The organism is Campylobacter sp. CFSAN122748, from assembly GCF_045277125.1.
GTDB classification, from domain to species: domain Bacteria; phylum Campylobacterota; class Campylobacteria; order Campylobacterales; family Campylobacteraceae; genus Campylobacter_D; species Campylobacter_D jejuni.
On record NZ_CP116953.1, the window covers coordinates 1116279 to 1135001 of the forward strand.

The 18723-nt window shown below is 31.5% G+C and carries 23 protein-coding genes; 6 read left to right on the plus strand and 17 right to left on the minus strand.

The window, feature by feature from the left end; genetic code table 11:
- The first annotated feature begins 68 nt into the window (after positions 1-68).
- Positions 69-371, plus strand: coding sequence for a cytochrome c (locus OT390_RS05885; RefSeq protein WP_002852762.1), 303 nt, complete (start codon positions 69-71; stop codon positions 369-371).
- Between the two features lie 22 nt (positions 372-393).
- Here OT390_RS05885 and ccoS read toward each other — a convergent pair whose 3' ends face one another.
- Both ccoS and OT390_RS05895 read right to left on the minus strand, forming a co-directional pair.
- Positions 394-600, minus strand: a complete 207-nt coding sequence (gene ccoS, locus OT390_RS05890; protein WP_002852798.1) for a cbb3-type cytochrome oxidase assembly protein CcoS — start codon at positions 598-600, stop codon at positions 394-396.
- The gene (locus OT390_RS05895; RefSeq protein ID WP_079346721.1) at positions 597-2954 is read right to left on the minus strand and encodes a heavy metal translocating P-type ATPase; all 2358 of its coding nucleotides are present in this window, start codon (positions 2952-2954) and stop codon (positions 597-599) included. Before OT390_RS05895 ends, ccoS begins: the two co-directional genes overlap by 4 nt.
- A gap of 108 nt (positions 2955-3062) precedes the next feature.
- Here OT390_RS05895 and rho point away from each other — a divergent pair, with 108 nt between their 5' ends.
- Positions 3063-4361 carry a transcription termination factor Rho gene (gene rho / locus OT390_RS05900; RefSeq protein ID WP_002852852.1) on the plus strand — a complete coding sequence of 433 codons (1299 nt, stop codon included), beginning with the start codon at positions 3063-3065 and terminating at the stop codon, positions 4359-4361.
- Positions 4362-4364: 3 nt separating this feature from the next.
- A complete protein-coding gene (locus OT390_RS05905) occupies positions 4365-5894 on the plus strand; it encodes a DNA polymerase III subunit gamma/tau (RefSeq protein WP_002873531.1) in 1530 nt (509 codons plus the stop codon).
- Here the strand turns inward: OT390_RS05905 and OT390_RS05910 are convergent.
- The 8 genes from OT390_RS05910 to OT390_RS05945 all read right to left on the minus strand — a co-directional run bounded on the left by OT390_RS05910 (position 5891) and on the right by OT390_RS05945 (position 11391).
- The gene (locus tag OT390_RS05910; protein WP_002873530.1) at positions 5891-6118 is read right to left on the minus strand and encodes a DUF2165 family protein; all 228 of its coding nucleotides are present in this window, start codon (positions 6116-6118) and stop codon (positions 5891-5893) included. The genes OT390_RS05905 and OT390_RS05910 overlap by 4 nt on opposite strands.
- 118 nt (positions 6119-6236) lie before the next feature.
- Entirely contained in the window at positions 6237-6410 is a 174-nt protein-coding gene (locus tag OT390_RS05915; protein WP_394535903.1) for a DUF2165 family protein, read from the minus strand.
- A 71-nt stretch (positions 6411-6481) separates the two neighbouring features.
- Positions 6482-8581 carry a copper-translocating P-type ATPase CopA gene (gene copA / locus OT390_RS05920; protein ID WP_061099818.1) on the minus strand — a complete coding sequence of 700 codons (2100 nt, stop codon included), beginning with the start codon at positions 8579-8581 and terminating at the stop codon, positions 6482-6484.
- A complete protein-coding gene (locus OT390_RS05925; RefSeq protein WP_002902625.1) occupies positions 8581-8775 on the minus strand; it encodes a heavy-metal-associated domain-containing protein in 195 nt (64 codons plus the stop codon). The genes copA and OT390_RS05925 overlap by 1 nt, the downstream gene beginning before the upstream one ends.
- On the minus strand, positions 8765-9715 hold the full coding sequence (gene czcD / locus OT390_RS05930) for a CDF family cation-efflux transporter CzcD (protein ID WP_002867391.1): 951 nt from the start codon (positions 9713-9715) through the stop codon (positions 8765-8767). Before czcD ends, OT390_RS05925 begins: the two co-directional genes overlap by 11 nt.
- Positions 9716-9790: 75 nt before the next feature.
- Positions 9791-10054, minus strand: coding sequence for a zf-TFIIB domain-containing protein (locus tag OT390_RS05935; protein WP_002902628.1), 264 nt, complete (start codon positions 10052-10054; stop codon positions 9791-9793).
- Between the two features lie 69 nt (positions 10055-10123).
- A complete protein-coding gene (locus OT390_RS05940) occupies positions 10124-10618 on the minus strand; it encodes a threonine/serine exporter family protein (RefSeq protein WP_002853757.1) in 495 nt (164 codons plus the stop codon).
- Entirely contained in the window at positions 10615-11391 is a 777-nt protein-coding gene (locus tag OT390_RS05945; RefSeq protein WP_052800193.1) for a threonine/serine exporter ThrE family protein, read from the minus strand. Before OT390_RS05945 ends, OT390_RS05940 begins: the two co-directional genes overlap by 4 nt.
- Before the next feature lie 66 nt (positions 11392-11457).
- On the opposite strand from OT390_RS05945, the gene OT390_RS05950 reads away from it, so the two are divergent.
- Positions 11458-12384 carry an L-lactate dehydrogenase gene (locus OT390_RS05950; RefSeq protein ID WP_052800192.1) on the plus strand — a complete coding sequence of 309 codons (927 nt, stop codon included), beginning with the start codon at positions 11458-11460 and terminating at the stop codon, positions 12382-12384.
- On the opposite strand, the gene OT390_RS05955 is transcribed toward OT390_RS05950, so the two are convergent.
- From OT390_RS05955 to OT390_RS05975, 5 genes are all read right to left on the minus strand, one after another.
- The gene (locus OT390_RS05955) at positions 12381-12983 is read right to left on the minus strand and encodes a DedA family protein (protein WP_002822507.1); all 603 of its coding nucleotides are present in this window, start codon (positions 12981-12983) and stop codon (positions 12381-12383) included. The genes OT390_RS05950 and OT390_RS05955 overlap by 4 nt on opposite strands.
- 80 nt (positions 12984-13063) lie before the next feature.
- Positions 13064-13291: a hypothetical protein gene (locus OT390_RS05960; protein WP_002822505.1), complete on the minus strand. Its 228-nt coding sequence runs from the start codon at positions 13289-13291 to the stop codon at positions 13064-13066.
- Positions 13292-13301: 10 nt separating this feature from the next.
- Entirely contained in the window at positions 13302-14750 is a 1449-nt protein-coding gene (locus tag OT390_RS05965; protein WP_406611466.1) for a DUF3373 family protein, read from the minus strand.
- Positions 14751-14904: 154 nt separating this feature from the next.
- Positions 14905-15387 (minus strand): peptidylprolyl isomerase, encoded by a 483-nt coding sequence (locus OT390_RS05970; protein WP_002825322.1) that lies wholly within the window; start codon positions 15385-15387, stop codon positions 14905-14907.
- Between the two features lie 9 nt (positions 15388-15396).
- Positions 15397-16104 carry a YebC/PmpR family DNA-binding transcriptional regulator gene (locus OT390_RS05975; RefSeq protein WP_002787769.1) on the minus strand — a complete coding sequence of 236 codons (708 nt, stop codon included), beginning with the start codon at positions 16102-16104 and terminating at the stop codon, positions 15397-15399.
- Between the two features lie 108 nt (positions 16105-16212).
- Between OT390_RS05975 and OT390_RS05980 the strand changes: the two genes are divergently transcribed.
- The gene (locus OT390_RS05980) at positions 16213-16554 is read left to right on the plus strand and encodes a multidrug efflux SMR transporter (protein WP_002884435.1); all 342 of its coding nucleotides are present in this window, start codon (positions 16213-16215) and stop codon (positions 16552-16554) included.
- Positions 16554-16862 carry a multidrug efflux SMR transporter gene (locus OT390_RS05985; protein ID WP_002780599.1) on the plus strand — a complete coding sequence of 103 codons (309 nt, stop codon included), beginning with the start codon at positions 16554-16556 and terminating at the stop codon, positions 16860-16862. Before OT390_RS05980 ends, OT390_RS05985 begins: the two co-directional genes overlap by 1 nt.
- Before the next feature lie 17 nt (positions 16863-16879).
- On the opposite strand, the gene argS is transcribed toward OT390_RS05985, so the two are convergent.
- Together argS and OT390_RS05995 are read right to left on the minus strand one after the other, a co-directional pair.
- Positions 16880-18472 (minus strand): arginine--tRNA ligase, encoded by a 1593-nt coding sequence (gene argS, locus OT390_RS05990; protein WP_394535904.1) that lies wholly within the window; start codon positions 18470-18472, stop codon positions 16880-16882.
- Between the two features lie 11 nt (positions 18473-18483).
- Complete coding sequence (locus OT390_RS05995) at positions 18484-18723, minus strand: twin-arginine translocase TatA/TatE family subunit (protein ID WP_002852866.1); 240 nt, start codon at positions 18721-18723, stop codon at positions 18484-18486.

An 18723-nucleotide genomic window follows, 5' to 3' on the forward strand; every position in this document is an offset into this window, starting at 1 on the left:
CTTAAGATTTTTATAAAAATAAAGATATATAATATCTGGCAATCTAATTTTTACTGAGGAGAAATCAAATGAAAAAATTATTAGTAGTTTCTGCTTTGGCATGTCTTGGTGTTTCTGCTTTTGCTGCAGATGGTGCTACACTTTTTAAAAAATGCGCAGTATGCCATGGTGCAAATGCTGACAAAGTTTACTTAAACAAAGTTCCAGCTTTAAAAACTCTTTCTTCTGCTGAAAGACTTCAATACATGAAAGAATATTCAGAAGGTAAAAGAAATGCTTATGGTCAAGGTGCGATCATGAAACTTAACCTTAAAGGTTTAACTGAAGAAGATTTTAAAGCTATCGAAGCTCATATTGAAACTTTAAAATAATTTCTAAAAAAGGCTTTCCTTTTCAAGAAAGCCTTTTTTTATCCAAAGCTTCTTTTTTACGTCTTTCTAATTCTATAGCATCACGCAAAGAATCCTCATCATCATTTAAAGTAGTAAATTTATAATCATCATCAAATTGCTTATTTTTAATCCCCCAAAGCAAAGTTGCCAAAATGATAAAAAACGCTAAGATAGAAACTCCTATCATCATCATGATTATACTATTCATTCTTTAATCCTTAAAGCATTTAAAACGACTATTATACTACTAAAAGACATAGAAATAGCAGCAAATAAAGGATTTATCATACCCAAAAAAGCCAAAGGTATGGTGCAAGCATTATAAAACAAAGAAAAAGCAAGATTTTGCTTGATAATTTTAAAGGTGTTTTTAGATAATTTGATGGCTTTTTTTAAAGAAAGCAAGTCATTTTTCAAAAGCAAAACATCACTACTTTCTATAGCTAGATCACTTCCTTCTCTTAAAGTCATTGAAACACTTGCGTATTTTAAAGCTAGTGCATCATTTACCCCATCACCTACAAATAAAACTTTGTAATTTTTACTTAAATTTTCTATAGTTTTCATCTTATCTTCAGGCAAACAAGAAGCTTGATAATTTTGAATTTCTAACTTTTTAGCGATTTTTTCCACTGCTTTTTGATGATCGCCACTGAGTATCATTAATTCTTTCTTTTCTTTTTTAAGATAAGCGATAAGCTCTTTTGCACCTTCTCTTAAAACACTATCAAACTCAAAAAAAGCTAAAATTTTACCTTCCTTGGCAAAAATAAAATGCGTATTATCAAATTCTTTAGCCACAATACCCTTTTCTTGCAAAAATTTAGAACTTCCGCCTAAAAGCAACCCTTCATTTAACTCAGCACTTAAACCTTTAGCTTGAATACTCGAATGCTTTTTAAAATCCAAATTTAAATCCTTAGCTCCTTTTTGCTTTAAATATAACACAATATTTTGAGAGATAGGATGTTTAGAAAGTTTTACAAAATTATAAAGCTCGTTTAAATCAAGCGCTTTATCTAAAAAAACCTCTTTAAGTTCAAGCTCTATTTTGGTTAAAATACCCGTTTTATCAAATACCACACAATCACATTTGCTTAAATCTTCTATCACGCTAGAACTTTTAAATAAAATATGTTTTTTTAAAGCTCTACCTAAAGCTACAAGATTGCTCACGGGCGTTGCTAAAGCCAAAGCACAAGGACAAGCGATAATCAAAACTGCAATCGCATTGACTAAAGAAATTTCAAAACTCTCTTCTTTATAAAAAAACCAAAAAGCAAAACAAATAAAAGCGATCAATAAAACCGTTCTAGAAAAATAAGCCGAAAGACTATTGACCAAACTTTCAAGTTTTGCTTTTTTAGAACTTGCAAGTTCTAAAAGCTGGATAATTTGACTGAGTTTTGAATCCTTGTAAAGCTTTGTTGCTTCATACTCCACACTTCCATCAAGCACTATACAAGCTGAAAAAATTTCATCTTCTTTTTGTATGAGTTTTGGAATACTTTCTCCGTTTAAAGAAGAAGTATCCATACTCATTTCACCACTTTTACAAATCCCATCGATTAAAATTTTATCTCCAGTTTTAAGCAAAATTCTATCCCCTAAACAAACCTTTTGAACTTCTTTAGAGACAAATTCTTTACCATTGAAAACTAAAACTTCATTTTGTAAAAAATCATTAAGCCCATCTATGGTATCTAAAGCACACTTTTTGCTAAACATCTCAAGATATTTACCTATAAAAACAAAGCAAATTATCATCGCCACAGAGTCAAAATACACTTCCCCTACCCTAAAAAACATGGCCCATAAAGAATAAACATAAGCCAAACTCGCTCCGCTAATCACCAATACATCCATATTTAAACTATGCATTTTTAAAGTTTTAAAAGCACTTTTATAAAAATGAGATCCCGTATAAAAAAGCACAGGAGAACAAAGGATAAATTCAGCAAAATTTAAAATATCCTTAGTGTCCTTATCCATACCGCTAAAAAATCCTGCGTATTTTGCCACTGCTATCCACATGATATTCATCACACAAGCTATAGCCACAACAAGCTTAGAATAAAATTCCCTTTTTAGTAAATCCGCTTTTTTTGAAGCCTTGCTCGCATCATAAGCACTCGCTTTATAGCCTATGCTTTCAATAAGTCTTAAAATTTGCACCAAAGAAATGCTTTGCTCATCAAAAACAATGCGTGCTTTATGGTTTAAATGATTAATATCAAGTTCTAAAATTCCTTCTTGTTTGGTTAAAATTTTCTCATTAAGCCACACACAAGCTGCACATTCTATACCGTGTATCATGAGATAAATTTCACTAAATCCTTCTTTGGTTTTAGTGATAAACTCATCATAATTTTTCATTTCATTTTGAAAATTTACAGGGCTTAAAGTTTGATTTCCAAGCTTTTCATAAAACTCATCTAATCCACTTTCATGTAAAATTTCCCAAACGCTCTTACAACCTTTACAACAAAAAAATTTACCCTTATACTCTATCATTTGGGCTTGTTTATAATCAAGTTTGCAATGTTCACATTTCATAATCATTCTTTAAAAAAATATTTTTTATAATTATAAACAAATTTGACAAAAAGTGCATTTTTTTATTAAAATCACATTTTACAAAAATTATTCTGCTAAATCTTACGAGGACTTATGGAAAAAGAAAAAAAACAACATCAAAGAACCCACGTTCCAGTGGAAGGTTATAAAATCGAAGAATTAAAATTATTAGATTTAGAAAATCTAGTTAAAATCGCCAATGAATGTGAAATCGAAAACCCAAGAGAATTTCGCCGCCAAGAACTTATTTTTGAAATTTTAAAAGCACAAACAAAAAAAGGCGGTTTTATACTTTTTACAGGGATTTTAGAAATTTCTTCCGAAGGTTATGGCTTTTTAAGAGGTATGGACTCTAATCTTAGCGATAGTGTTAATGACGCTTATGTTTCAAATTCACAAATTAAAAAATTTGCTCTGCGTGTAGGCGATATCGTTACAGGACAAGTTAGAGAACCAAAAGATCAAGAAAAATACTACGCTCTTTTAAAAATCGAAGCGATCAATTATCTGCCTTTACAAGAAGCCAAAGAAAGACCTTTGTTTGATAACTTAACCCCTATTTTTCCAACAGAAAAAATCAAACTCGAATACGATGCAATGAAGCTTACAGGTCGTGTTTTGGATCTTTTTACTCCTATAGGAAAAGGACAACGCGGGCTTATCGTTGCTCCACCACGCACAGGTAAAACAGAGCTTATGAAAGAACTTGCTACTGCCATTGCAAAAAACCACCCAGAAATGCATTTAATCGTACTTTTAGTCGATGAAAGGCCTGAAGAAGTTACCGATATGCAAAGATGCGTAAAAGGGGAGGTTTTTAGTTCTACTTTTGATTTACCTGCTTATAATCATGTGCGTGTAGCCGAACTCGTGATAGAAAAAGCCAAAAGAATGGTAGAAACAGGCAAAGATGTTATTATCTTACTTGATAGTATCACAAGACTGGCACGTGCTTATAACACCGCAACTCCAAGCAGTGGAAAAGTCCTAAGCGGCGGGGTGGATGCTAATGCCCTACACAAACCAAAACGCTTCTTTGGTGCAGCTAGAAATATAGAAAATGGAGGCTCTTTAACCATAGTTGCTACAGCTTTAATTGATACAGGTTCAAGAATGGATGATGTGATTTTTGAAGAATTTAAAGGCACAGGAAATAGCGAAATAGTTCTTGATAGAAATATCGCCGATAGAAGAATTTATCCTGCGATTAATATCATCAAATCAGGAACAAGAAAAGAAGAATTGCTCCAAGGCGTAGCAAATCTTCAAAAAATTTGGGCAATCCGTTCAGCGATTTCTCAAATGGATGATGTTGAAGCGTTGAAATTTTTATATTCTAAAATGCTTAAAACCAAAGACAATGTAGAACTTTTATCTATAATGAACGAGTAGAAAATGCTTCAAGCTTTAGCGATTAAATACAGACCAAAAACCTTTGATGAACTCATAGGACAAAAGACAGTTAGCGTAAGTTTAAAATACGCCCTAAATCATAATCGCTTAGCTCATGCTTATCTTTTTTCAGGACTTAGAGGAAGTGGAAAAACTTCAAGTGCTAGAATTTTTTCTCGTGCTTTAGTTTGCGAACAAGGACCAAGTGATACTCCATGTGGCACTTGCAAACATTGTCTTGCAGCACTTGAAGGCAAACATATAGACATTATAGAAATGGATGCTGCAAGCAACCGTGGGCTTGAAGATATACAAGCCTTAATCGAACAAACCAAATACACCCCTTCTATGGCAAGATTTAAAATTTTCATCATTGATGAAGTACATATGCTTACCCCACAGGCTGCAAATGCGCTTTTAAAAACCTTAGAAGAACCCCCAAGTTATGTTAAATTTATACTTGCAACCACAGATCCTTTAAAACTTCCAGCTACTGTGCTTTCAAGAACACAACATTTTCGCTTTAAACAAATTCCACAGAGTGAAATTTTAAATCATCTTAAAGAAATTTTACTTAAAGAAAATGTTAAATTTGAAGAAGAAGCTTTAAAATTTATAGCAAGAAGCGGCAATGGATCTTTAAGAGATACTTTAACCTTGCTTGACCAAGCTATTATTTTTTGTCAAAATGAAATCAGCATTAGTAAAATTACAGATATGCTAGGATTTTTAGATCCTCAAAAAATCAAAGCCTTTTATCAGGCTATCTTAACAAAAGACAAGGAAAAAGTTTTTGTGTATTTAGAGGAATTACAAGACTATGAAGCCTCAAGCGTGATTGATGAAATGCTTTTTTATTTAAAAGAAAGTTTTTTTGCAAAAAGCACAGAATTTTCTACTTTAATTTATGAAAGATTTTTCCGTATTTTATCAAAAGCTAAGAATATGCTTTGCGATGATGATGGCTTTACGCTTTGTGTTATGGCTTTTATGATGATGGAAGCAAGTCATTTAAAAGAAATTGACGCACAAATCCAAGAAATCAAACAAGAAAATACAACAAATATTATACCTAGGATCACACCTTCTCCTATCATACCTCATCTTGAGAAAAAAACAGAAAAAAATGCTTATGAAATCTTGCTTGATAGTATTTATGATAGGGATTTTGATCTTGCAGAATGCTTTAAACAAAGCACAAAATTTATTAGTTTTGAAAACAATACCTTAAATATAAGCTCAAACGCACAAGGACAAAATCGCGATACACTCAATAAAGGTTTTAAACTCATACAAGAACTTTTTAAAGCTAAATTTGGAGAAAATGCTAAAATTAATGTGCAAAAAGCACTAACAATTGATGAAAATAAGCTTCAATCCTTAACTCAAGAATTACCAAACAATGAAAATAAAAACATAGATATTCAAAGTTCTATTAATATGCTTAAAGAAGGGGCCAAAAAATTTGACCCACAAGAAGATCTTAAAGAGGCTCTTAAAGATTGTTTTGGAGAGCCTAGTATAGAAAATTAATCATCATTTTTAAGAGAGATGAAAATCAAAGCTAAAAACATATAAGTTACCAATCTTGTAGTATCAGGTAAACCGTTCCAAACCTTACTCATCCACATTCCAAACCATTCTGCAACAACTACTTGGAAGGCAAAAAACCATAAAATACACAAGTTAAAGAAATAATCCCAAAAAATCTTAGCATTATGAAAGCTTTGAGCATCTAAATTTCTAGCTTTAAACATATCATAAGCACCTTTTTTAGAGCTGTTAAGGCAATAAAAGTTTCAAAAAGAATAATTGCTATATAGCCTATATGATGAATCACGGGAGAAGTAATAGCCATATAAACTATAGCATTACCTAAATAACAGGCTTTGTATCCATACTCATCACATGCGAAACAAATTGGAAATTAGAATTGTAATCTGTCACATTTCCAAAAACCACTATACCTGCTAACGATACAACGGTAAGCAAAATAATAATTTTTGAAAATCTAATCATTTTGCTTATGCAAAAACATTTTTGTTGCATTTATACTCTTTTAATAATATATTTTAGTAATATTAATTATATATAATATATTATTAATAAAAATTAAATTTTTAAATTCTTTTAAGTCTTAAAGAATTAAGCACTACAGTAATAGAACTAAAACACATTGCAAGTGCTGCTATATGAGGACTTAAAGAGATAAAAGGTATAAATCCTGCCGCGATAGGAATGCAAAGCACATTATAAATAAAAGCCCAAAAAAGATTTAGCTTAATAATACCGCGTGTTTTTTTAGCAAGTTTAAAACATTTAAAAATCGCTGATAAATCATCTTTTATCAAGATAAAATCTCCTGTTTTTTTAGCAAGTTCATTTGCCTTTGAAAAACTCATACTCACACTTGCAGCAGATAAAGCCGCCGCATCATTGATCCCATCTCCTACAAAAAGAGTTTTTTTAAATTTTTGAATGATTTGTAGTTTTTCTTCACTCTTAAGCTGAGCGTGAAATTCGTCTATTTGTAATTCTTTGGCTATTTTTTCTACATTTTTTACATGATCGCCGCTTAAAATAAAAGTTTTAAGATTTTGCTTTTTTAAATTTAACACAAGCTCTTTGGCTCCATCTTTTAAAGCATTGCTTAACAAAACACCGCCTAAACACTTTTTATTCTTAGCAAAATACACCCTAACATATTCTTTAAAAGAGTCAAAAAAGATATCACTTTCTTTTGTGTCAATTTCATTTTCGTGCAAAAACTTCGCACTACCTGCGAGATAAATATCATTATCTTCTTTGTATTTTATACCAGAACCCACAATCACTCTTCCCTCACCCTTTAAAACAAAAAAATGATCTTTATGTAAAGCCTTAGCTATAGGATGAGAGCTTAAACTTTCAATTTGACATAATTTATCAAAATCATCTTTAGAAAGATTGTGTTTAAAAATACTCAAATTTTCCTTTGTTAATGTACCCGTTTTATCAAAAAAAGCATACTTAACTAAGGCTAATTTTTCTAAAGCAGCAGGATTTTTAATAAGAATGAAATTTTTTGCCGCATTTGCACTTGCCACAACCAAAGCTATAGGCGTTGCAAGACCTAAAGCACAAGGACAAGAGATCAAAAGCACAGCACAAGAGTGTAAAAAAGCTGTATTTAAATCTGCTTTTAGCACCCAAAAAACAAAAACTAAAAAAGCAAAAAATATTATACCCCCTACAAAGTATTTAGAAATTTGATCTGCTAAATTTGCCAAAGGACTTTTGATACTTCCTGCTTCAAAAACTAGATTTTTGATTTGTTCTAAAGTACTATCCATGGCCTTTTTGTTTGCTTTGATCCTTAAAGCACCATTTAAAACTACTGCTCCTGCTTGAACTTCATCGCCTTCTTTTTTTAAAACAGGCAAAAACTCCCCATTTAAAAAACTCATATCAAGCTCTGCACTCCCTAAAAGCACTACTCCATCTGCAACAATGCTTTCTCCTTCTTTTACCAAAAGTACATCGCCACTTTTGACAAAAGAACTTGAAATTTCTTTGATACTTTCATCTTCAAGCAAAATTTTTGTCTTTTTTGTGTCTATATTTTCTAAAATTCTTTGATAATCTTGTGCCTTAAATTTAGCCTTACTTTCAAGATATTTTCCTAAAAGCACAAAGAAAATAATCATCATTGCACCACTAAAATACAAATCTTCTTCTTTGAAAATTTGCAAATACACCAAAAAAGAATACACAAAAGCACTCAAAGTCCCCAAAGCTACAAGGGTATTCATATCTAAATTTTTGCTTTTAAAGCCTAAAAAAGCATGAGAAAAAAAGTCTCTCCCACAATAAAATATCCCAAAAAAACTCAAAGCCATTTGGATATTTTGAGAAAAAGAACTTTTAACAAACATTTCAAAATACATAATAATCACACTCAAAACTATACTTAAGAGCAAATTTTTTCTTAATTCTAAGTGTTTTTTTGCCTTGTATGCGTTCAAGCTTTGTTCATCTTCTAAAATTTCAAAGCCTAAATTTTTAATTTTTGCGATGATATCCTTGCGTTTTTTTTGATCTTCAAGTAAAAAAATCCCGCTAGAATTCACATAAGAAACACTAGCATCTTTAACACCATCAATTTTTTTACAAGCTCTTTCTATAGCATTAGAACAATTAACGCAAGTCATTTTGCCTATTTTTATACGCAATTCTTCCATTATAAACGCTCTACGATCTCAAAACCTAAATCTTGAAATTCTTTTGTAAAATTTGATACTTGATTTTCTTCTAAATTTAAACTTAAAATTTTTTGCTCCAAATCCACTTCTACATTTCCAAATTCATCTTCAAGAGAATTTTTGATCAAATTTACGCAATTCATGCAATTAACATTTTTTACTTTAAATTTCATTTTCACTCCTTATAGGTTGTATGGTAATGTGCCCGATTTCAAATTCATGCAACAACTTATGAGATAAATCCTGAGATAGTTTTTCAAATTCCTTTAGATTGCAAACTCTTACTTTTAAATGCATAGAGGCTACTAGCATTTTATTAGTGATTTGAGTAATATGCAAATCCACTACCTCATCCACACTAGGATTTAAAAGCAAAACTTGTCTTACTTTTTCTATATCCACAGGAGAACTTTCAAGCAAGACATTAGCGCTTTGTTTAAGCAAGATAATCGCCCATCTTAAAAGCAAGATTGATAATACAATAGCTAAAATCGTATCTATATAAACAATACCACTAAAATACACCACGATCCCACCTATAATAACCGCTAAAGAACCCAATAAATCGCTCATCATATGCAAAAAAGCGGACTTCATATTGACATTTTCTAAATTTGCACCCTTAAACATCATCAAAGCATTAATCCCATTTACCAAAAAGCCCAAAATAGCTACAATTATCATGGTTTTAGCGTCAATTTCTTTTGGATTGATAAATTTTTCTATAGCCTCATAAATGATAAATAAAGCCGATAAAATAATGGTTAAAGCATTGATAAAAGCCACTAAAACTTCAAGACGAAAATACCCAAAGGTCTTTTGATGATCTTGCCATTTTTCTACAGCTATAATGGCTAAAAAACTAAGAGCTAAGGCAAAAACATCAGAAAACATATGCAAAGTATCGCTTAAAAGTGCCAAAGAATTTGAAAGGATTGAATAAATAAATTGCACAAGCATCATAGAAAAAGTCATTAAAAGAGAAATTTTTAAAATCTTTTTATCCACACTCCTTGCATCGGCATGGGAATGATGATGTTCATGAGAATGTTCTTCGTGATTATGATGACAAGATTTGTTAGCTAAAGGCTCGTGTGATAAAAATTTATACATCTTATATCCTTTTTTGCTTGACATTTTAAGATATTAAGCTAAAAAGGATATAAATATTTGTTATTTTTATAAAAATTAAAAGTCAAAAAGCTCGCCTAGCCAACTTTCTTTCTTTTTCTTTTTATAATAGTCATTGTACTGATGATAAGCTGAGTCATTATATCTTGACTCTTGTCTTGGAGCTTGGTTAAAATTTGCTGTATTAGGGACACTGCGTTCTATGATTTTGTCAAGCTCTCCACGATCAAGCCAAACGCCACGACACTTTGGACAATAATCAATCTCAACTCCACTCCTATCACTCATAACCAAATCTACATTACAAACTGGACATAACATACAATACCTTTTTTTAAATTTTTGATTTAAAATTATAAAAAGAAATATTAAACAAATTTACAACAAGTTTTAATGTTTTTTTGCATGTCTAGTCATCATAAAACTTTGTTCAAAAAATATAAGCAAAGTAACACTCACTCCTATAGCTAGAGCCAAAGTCACAGAAACAGTTGTAAAAAAATAATCAAAAAATTGAACCAAAAATTCAGACTTAGCCTTCAAATCATCACTGCGTATAAAAGAAATAAGATACAAAATCGCTTTATAAGCATAAATTCCAGGTATCATAGGAATAAGAGCAGGAAAAGCGATAATTTCAGCAGGGGTTTTGATGATTTTTGCTAAAGCAATTCCTAAACATCCTATGCAAAATGAAGCAACAAAAGTTGCGATTGCTAAAGTTTGAAAATGAAAATATTCCACCAAGGTAAAACGAAGCCCATGTGCAATTGCCGCTAAAAGAGCAGATAAAATAAGGGTTTTTAAGGGTGGATTACAAGCATAAGCAAAGCCAAATCCCGCCACAGCAGCAAAAAACATATCTCTTAAAATAAATTCAATCATCTTAAAATCCCAAAATCCGAAATACTAAGCGTCATGTAAATTCCAAGTGCTATACAACAAATCAAAATAGCCACGCTGATAATACGGCTAAGTCCCATTAAAATATGATCTTTTAATATATCAATCACAGAATTTATAAAAAATACCCCTGGTATAAGATACAAGATACTAGAACCCAAAGCCACATCAGAAGTATTGGTATATCCCATATCCAGTCCAAAAAATACAAACCACGATGAGATAAAAGAACAAAGGATGTATTGAATTCTTAAATCAATCTTTGCTTTAGTTAAAATATATCTTAATAACAATCCCACAAAAGTTGCAAAAAACACCAAATTTCCAGCACCAAAATCACCACCAAAAAGCCTACAAAAAGCTGAATTTGCCATAGAAACAAATAAAAGATTAAGCAAATAAGAATGCTTTTTTTGTTGAGAAATTTGCTCAAAAACGACTTTTGCTTTTTCAAGATCGTATTTGTGATCATATATAGCCCAGCTTAAAGCACTTAAATCAAAAATAAGTTTAAAATTAACATGGGCATGATGATTGGGTATAACATAAGTTCTTTGAATGGAGTTATCATCCATATCTACAACATTTAAAGTAATATGATGAAAAAAGAAATTGATATTTATCTCATAGCCATAAACCTCAGCTATTCTTCCTACGCATTTTGCCACCCTAGCTATATAAGTTCCAGCACCTAGCAAAGTTTTAGTATATACGATTAAAAAATTAGTTAATCTTTGTATATCAGGTTTTTCCATATTTTAATAATCTTTGATTGAATTTGTTATAATTATAGCAAATTTTAAAATAAATAAGGAGAAAAAATGGCAAAAATCGGTATAGTTGGTTTAGGTTATGTAGGAGCTGCTAGTACTTATAGCATAGTTACTCAAGGAATTTGTTCAGAACTTTACTTATATGATATAAAACAAGATTTAGCTCTAGCTCATGCAAGAGATTTGGAAGATATGTCAGCCATTCATTTTTCTTATACAAAAATTTTTCATGTGCCAAATTTAGAAAATTTAGCTTCTTGCGATATTATCATTTTAGCTTTTAGAAAAGAAAGCTTAAAAGAATTACCTAGTCGCTTAGTAGAACTTCAAAACAATATCCTCGAACTTAAAGACATTGTCTTAACCTTAAAAAATGCTAATTTTAAAGGCAAATACATCGTCGCAACAAATCCAAATGACACCATAACTTACTACACTCAAGTATTAAGCCAATTACCTAAAAATCATGTTTTTGGTAGTGGAACAAATTTAGATAGTTCAAGACTTAAGAAATTTTTAGCCAAAGATTTAAACATAAATTCAAAAGATATTTTTGCTTGTATGATTGGTGAACATGGAGATTCTCAGTTTGCAGCACTTTCTAATGCAAGCGTTTTAGGACAAAATTTATTAGATTTTTATAAGCAAAAATTAGGCAAAGATTTAGACATACAAGAACTCGAAAAAGCCGTGATTAGCGAGGGATATTTCATCTATGAACGCAAAGGAAGGACAGAATTTGGCATAGGAACTTCTTGTGCAAATTTAGCCAAAGCCATCCTAGAAGATAGAAAAAGTTTACATCCTGTAAGTGTGGTTTTTGATGATATAGCTTTTTCAATGCCCGCTATCATAGGAAAAGATGGTATAGAAAAGGTTTTTGAATTAAAATTCAATGAAAAAGAAAAAACAAAATTAGAAAATTCAAAACAACAAATCAAAAACGCCATACAAAGCGTAAAAGATAAAATTTAAGCCTTTTTAAAAGGCTTTTTGATTTTGATATAAATTAAACTTGCTAAAATCACAAAAACAATTATAATAATTAAAATTTGAGTTAAATAAGTTTTAATCAACTCTTCATTTTGTCCTATATAATAACCCAAAAATACAAGTATAGCCACCCAAATAGCACTACCAAGTGCAGTAAAAAGTATAAAATTTACAAGTTTCATTTTTACCAAACCTGCGGGCATAGAGATGTACTGACGAATTCCTGGTAAAAGACGACAAGTAAAGGTTGAAAATTCTCCGTGTTTGTTAAAAAATTCTTCGAATTTAGCAAATTTGACTTCATTTATACCAAAATACTTACCCCATTTTAATACAAAATTTTTACCCCAAAAAAAGCAAATATAGTAATTAATCAAAGCCCCTAAAACAGAACCTAAAGTCCCACTAAGTATACAAAGAGTGATATCAAGTTCGCCTTTATGTGCCAAATATCCAGCAGGTATCATAACAACTTCACTTGGAAAAGGTATAAAACAACTCTCTAAGGTCATTAAGATAATAATACCCAAATACCCCCAAGCACTAGCCGTCTCAACAATAAAAGAAATGATTTCTTGCATATTAGCCTTATTTGAAGAAAATTTTAAAAAATTGTAGCTTAAAAGATTAAACAGTAAAAAGCGGCTTTACACCGCTTTTTTTATTTACCTGCAACTGAAACTTGATTTGGATTGTCTGCTGCACGAGCGATCATGCACTCTTTTAAAACAGCAGCATCAGCTGGATCGCTAACTTTTTTATTAATCCAGCGTTCAACTTGTTTCATTGTTTTTGACTCTGGCTCTGGAGCTTCGTATTTTGCCATCAAACTTGCACAATCAGCCAAAGCAATGATAGGTAATAAACTTGCAAAAAGTATTTTTCTCATCTTTTGCTCCTTAGAATTTTACATTATACATTAACATGATATTATCAGCTCTTGCTTTATCTTTTTTCGCTCCACCAAATGGTAAGCCACGATTACCCCAAATGTTTTGGATATTAGTATAGCTTAAGCGTAAGAATTGATATCTATCAAGTTGATAAATCACATAAAAATCATGTGCCGTTCCTCTTGTCATTCTTATATTAAGTGGATCATTGATACTTGGACGGCTCATAGTATACCAGTATCTACTTCCCCAAAAGAACTCATACCCTACTTTTAAAGCCTTGGTAAAATCATAGCGTCCGCCTACATGCACAGCATAGCCGTCTTCTTCATTAAATTTACCATTACCATAACCTTGCTTTTGAAGAATTTCACTTAATGTAGAGCTTAATTGATTGTTGTTCCCGTGAGAATAACCTAAAGATATAAAATAATTAAAATTCGTTCCAAAAGCTTTGTAATTTTCAAAATGAAGATTTGCTATAGTTAAATCTCCTAAATTTACCACCCCATCATCATCAAGAATAGTAGTAGTAACACCATTACCAGGTAAACCAATTGGACCATTGTTAAGTGGTAAAGCAAAATCACTTAAATATGCAATATTAAATAATATTAAATTATCTCCCATACCTTCTATAGGAAGCTCTCCTTCTACTGCAGCATAGTAAAGATTTGCATCAGCATCTTTTTGATCGCTCATCCAGTCTCTTACCTTGCCTTCTTCATCCCATTGATAGGTTTTACCATAAGCTGCACGGATAGCTACCTTATGATCTTGCAAACTTTCAGGCTTATAAGTGATCACTGCTGCATCACCTAGAGCATTAATCGCTAAGGCTGGATAAGTTGATTGTCTTAAAGCATTGTTTCTAAGATTACTTCCCGGACCATCGGTTCCTGGCTGTCTTCCTACGGTTGCAATCCACTCAGGTGTGATATAGTAGTCAAGATAAGCTCTATCTACATAAAGTACAGGCCCACTTGATCTTGTGTTTCTTCCTGCATCTAAGTCATAAGGGCTTCCACTCCAACCCATTTGAGACCAGTTTTTAGCCATAGATAAACGACCATAGAATTTGGTTTTATCGTTAATATCAGCATTCATATTTAAATGAAGCTCATTCATCCATTTGTTATTAGCGCTATAATCTTGTCCGCTAACTTTATAGTTTGTATTTGAAACCGCTGTTGAAAACTCAAGTCCAAATTTAACCTTGCTCAAAGCAGCTTGAAATTCTGTTTCATCGGCTCTATCATTAAGATCGGCAAGTTCAGCTTTTACAGCTTCATTTTGCTTAGCTTGAACTTCCCTTTCTTTTCTGATTTGTGCAAGTTCAGCTTGAATTTGTGCAAGCTGTTTTTGAAGCTTGGTTATCTCATCATCTGTATTTTTAGCAAAAAGTGAAGATGAAAGAAGACAAGCACTTAAAATAAGTGAAAACTTAGTTTTCATAATCATAACTCCTTGTAATTTTGTTACATTTAGCAAATTAAAATTGTGATTATAGAAAAAAAGTTTAAAAAAAAATTATACATTAATCATTTTTAGCTAGTCAAACTTATGACTAGCTTTGTAAATATTGTAGTTTCAAAAAAGTTTTAAATTTTTAAATTTTATCGCAAATTTTTATGTCTAAAATTTTATCTCCTTGGCGTATAGAGTCTAAAACTTCCAAACTTTCTTCATCTTTTGGATCAATTTGCCCAAAAACAGTATGAACCCCATCTAAATGAGCTTGAGGGCTGTGACAAATGAAAAATTGAGAACCACCCGTATCGCGTCCTGCGTGTGCCATAGATAAAGTTCCACGCTCATGTTTATGCTCTTGATCATCACATTCGCAAATGATTTCATATCCAGGCCCACCTACACCATTGCCGTGTGGACAACCTCCTTGTATGACGAAATTTGGGATCACACGATGAAAATTTAAATCTTTATAAAATCCCTCATTAGCCAAAGTAGCAAAATTACAAACCGTTTGTGGAGCCTCATTACCAAAAAGTTTTAATTTCATTGTGCCTTTTTCAGTTTCTATAAGAGCAAATTTGTATTCATTTACTTTGCTTGTGTCGATTGTTTTTATCATTATTTCTCCTTAATCTATATTTGTATAAACAGCTTGAACATCATCATCATCTTCTAACTTATCTAAAAGTTTTTCTATATCGCTAAGCTGTTCTTCGCTAAAGCTTACAGGATTGTTTGGTATATACTCAAGTCCTGCTTTTTTAAGAACTAAACCCTTAGTCTCTATAGCAGAACTTAGCTCACCAAAGGCAGTATAATCACCGCTAATTACTAACTCTTCTTCATTTTGTTCTAATTCTTCAAGCCCTGCATCGATCAAATCAAGTTCTAATTCTTCTAAATCTCCTGCAAATTTTTCAAGATGAAAAACCGCTTTTCTAGTAAACATAAAGCCTAAAGATCCATTTTGTAAAACTTCTCCACCATTTTTGCTAAAAATGGCTTTAACATTAGCCACGGTGCGCGTAGGGTTATCGCTCATACATTCAACTATAACCAAAGCTCCATGTGCAGCTTTTCCTTCATAATGAATGTTTTTAATATCTGCGCTATCTTTTCCACTCGCACGCTTAATAGCCGCATCTATATTATCTTTTGGCATATTATTTGCTTTTGCTGTGGCTATAGCACTTCTTAATTTTGGATTCATATCAGGATCAGTGCCACCTTCTTTAGCAGCTACTTGTATGGCTTTAGCAAGCTTAGGAAAAAGCTTACTCATTTTATCCCATCTAGCCTCTTTAGAAGCTCTTCGGTATTCAAACGCTCGTCCCATAAATTCTCACTTTCTTTAAAGATTTTTAAACTTAAAAGTATAAACTAAAAAGGCTAATTAAAGCTTTAAATGGTATGATTTTACCATTTATTTTTGGGGAGAAGCTTTTTGAATATCGCAAAAAAAGAACTTTTTGTTGCTTGGTTTTTCTTGATTGCTGCTATTGTATTTGAAGTTTTAGGCACTAGTTTTTTAAAAATGGAAAATCAAGTTTTAGGCTATATATTTATGGCTTTATTTATAGCTTTTTCTTATTTTTTTATGGGCAAGGCGATTAAAAAAATTCAAGTAGGTATAGCCTATGCTGTATGGGAGCTTTTAGGGATTATTCTTATACTTTTAGTTTCTTTTATAGTTTTTAAAGAGAGTTTAACCTTAACTCAAATTCTAGGCATTATTCTTTCTATCGTTGGAATTATCATGATTAATATAGGCGAGGTTAAAGAATAATGTATATTTTTATCATTGTTTTATCAGCATTGTTAGATATCGTAGCAAATTTATTGCTAAAAAAATCAGATGGTTTTAAGCATAAAATTTGGGGCTTGGCTGCGATTGTCAATGCTATACTTGCTTTTTTTCTACTTTCTTTTTCTTTAAAATATGTTCCTTTAAGCATAGCTTACTCAACTTGGGGTGCTATAGGCATCATAGGAACTTGTCTTGGTGGATGGATTTTATATAAAGAAAAATTAAACAAAATAGGAATTTTAGGTATCATTATCGTAATAATAGCAGTATTTTTGCTAAATTATTAAAACAGCAAAATGCGGTTTTAATGTTCCATTTTGTTTTTTGCTTCAATACCCATTAAAGAAAATGCGGTTTTAATACTAAGAGCAACCAAAGAAAATAATTTAAGCAAATCATTTTCATTTGCAGAGCCTACAACTTTATTTTCATTGTAGAATTTATGAAAATTTGCAGCTAAATTTTTAAGATAATCAGGAATTTTTTGCAAAGCTCTAGCCTCAAAAGCATCGTTTAAAACAGCCTTTAAATTCAAAGCTTCAAAAAGCAAATTTACGCCATCTTGATTTAAACTTTGTAAATCAGCTTTCATTACATCATCGATTTTTTTACCAGCTTTAGCAAATACTTGATGAATTCTAGCGTGTGCATAGTTGATATAATACACAGGATTAGAACTATCTTCTTTTTGCAAATCACTAATATCAAATTCCAAATGCGTATCGCATTTTTTGCTCAAAAAGATATAACGCAAAGCATCACTTCCTATCTCATTAACCACATCGCTCATCAAGATAAAATTTCCTGCTCTTTTACTCATTTTATAAGGTTCTCCATCTTTAAGTAGGGAAACCATTTGTGCTAAAATAATCTCAAGATTATTAGAGTCAAATCCCAAAAATTCCATCGCAGCTTTCATTCTAGGGATATAACCATGATGATCTGCTCCCCAAATATTAATACACTTTCCATAACCACGACTCATTTTATCTTTATGATAAACAATATCTGCCGCCAAATAAGTCCCGCGTCCATCTTCACGGATAATTACCCTATCTTTTTCATCGCCTTTTTGCGAAGAAGCAAGCCAAATTTTACCTTCTTGCTCGTAAATTCCTTTATGCTCTTTTAAAGATTCTAAAGTTGCATTTAAAGCATCATAATACGATCTTTCGCTTACATAGCTGTCAATTTTAATCTTTGCTTGTTCTAAATTTTGTTTAATCAAAACAAGCATTTTATCTTTTGCCCAATCAGCCAAACTAGGGATATTTTCTTCGCTAAAAAATTCTTTACCAAATTTTTCAAAAGCTTCTTTTGCTAAATCCGCTATATACTCGCCTTTGTAATATTGCTCTGGATATTCAACATTTTCATGAAGTATACTTTCTTTCACACTTAGTAAAATAGAAAGCCCTAGTAAATAAATTTGATTACCCGCATCATTGACATAGTATTCTGTATTAAATTTATAGCCCAAATGTCTTGCAAGTCTTGTTAAGGTGTCTCCAAAAACAGCGCCTCTTGCATGTCCTATGTGTAAAGGCCCAGTAGGATTTGCACTCACATATTCAAGCAAAAAACTTTCTTGTTTTTTTTCTCCTTTAGTAAAATCATTTGGATTTGTTAAAGCCTGATTTGCAAGTTCATTTAAAAAAGTTTTGGAAATTCTAAAATTTAAATACCCATTTACAGCTTCAACTGATTCAATACAATCATGATTTTGAAATTTGCTCGCTAAGTCGCTAGCGATCAACATAGGGGATTTTTTTAATTCCTTAGCCAGTGAAAAAGCCAAAGGGGTAGCAAAATGTGCTAAATTTTTATCCTTTGGATTTTCAAGCGCAAAATCACACTCTAAAATCTTTTTAATTTCATTAAAAATAATACTTTTCAAAAGACTAAACCTTAAGCTTTTTTTGTTTCGTCTATACTTGCATCAGCATTTGTATTGTTAGTTGTGTTTTTGTTTTCTTCTATTTTTTGAGTATTTTTTGCTACTTCATCATCATTATTCATTTCATCTTTAAAAGTTTTAATACCTTTGCCTAAACCCTTTGCAAGTTCTGGAATTTTTTTTGCTCCAAAAAGCAATACAACAATCAATAAAATAATCAACCAATGACTTGGACTTGACCAACCACCCAT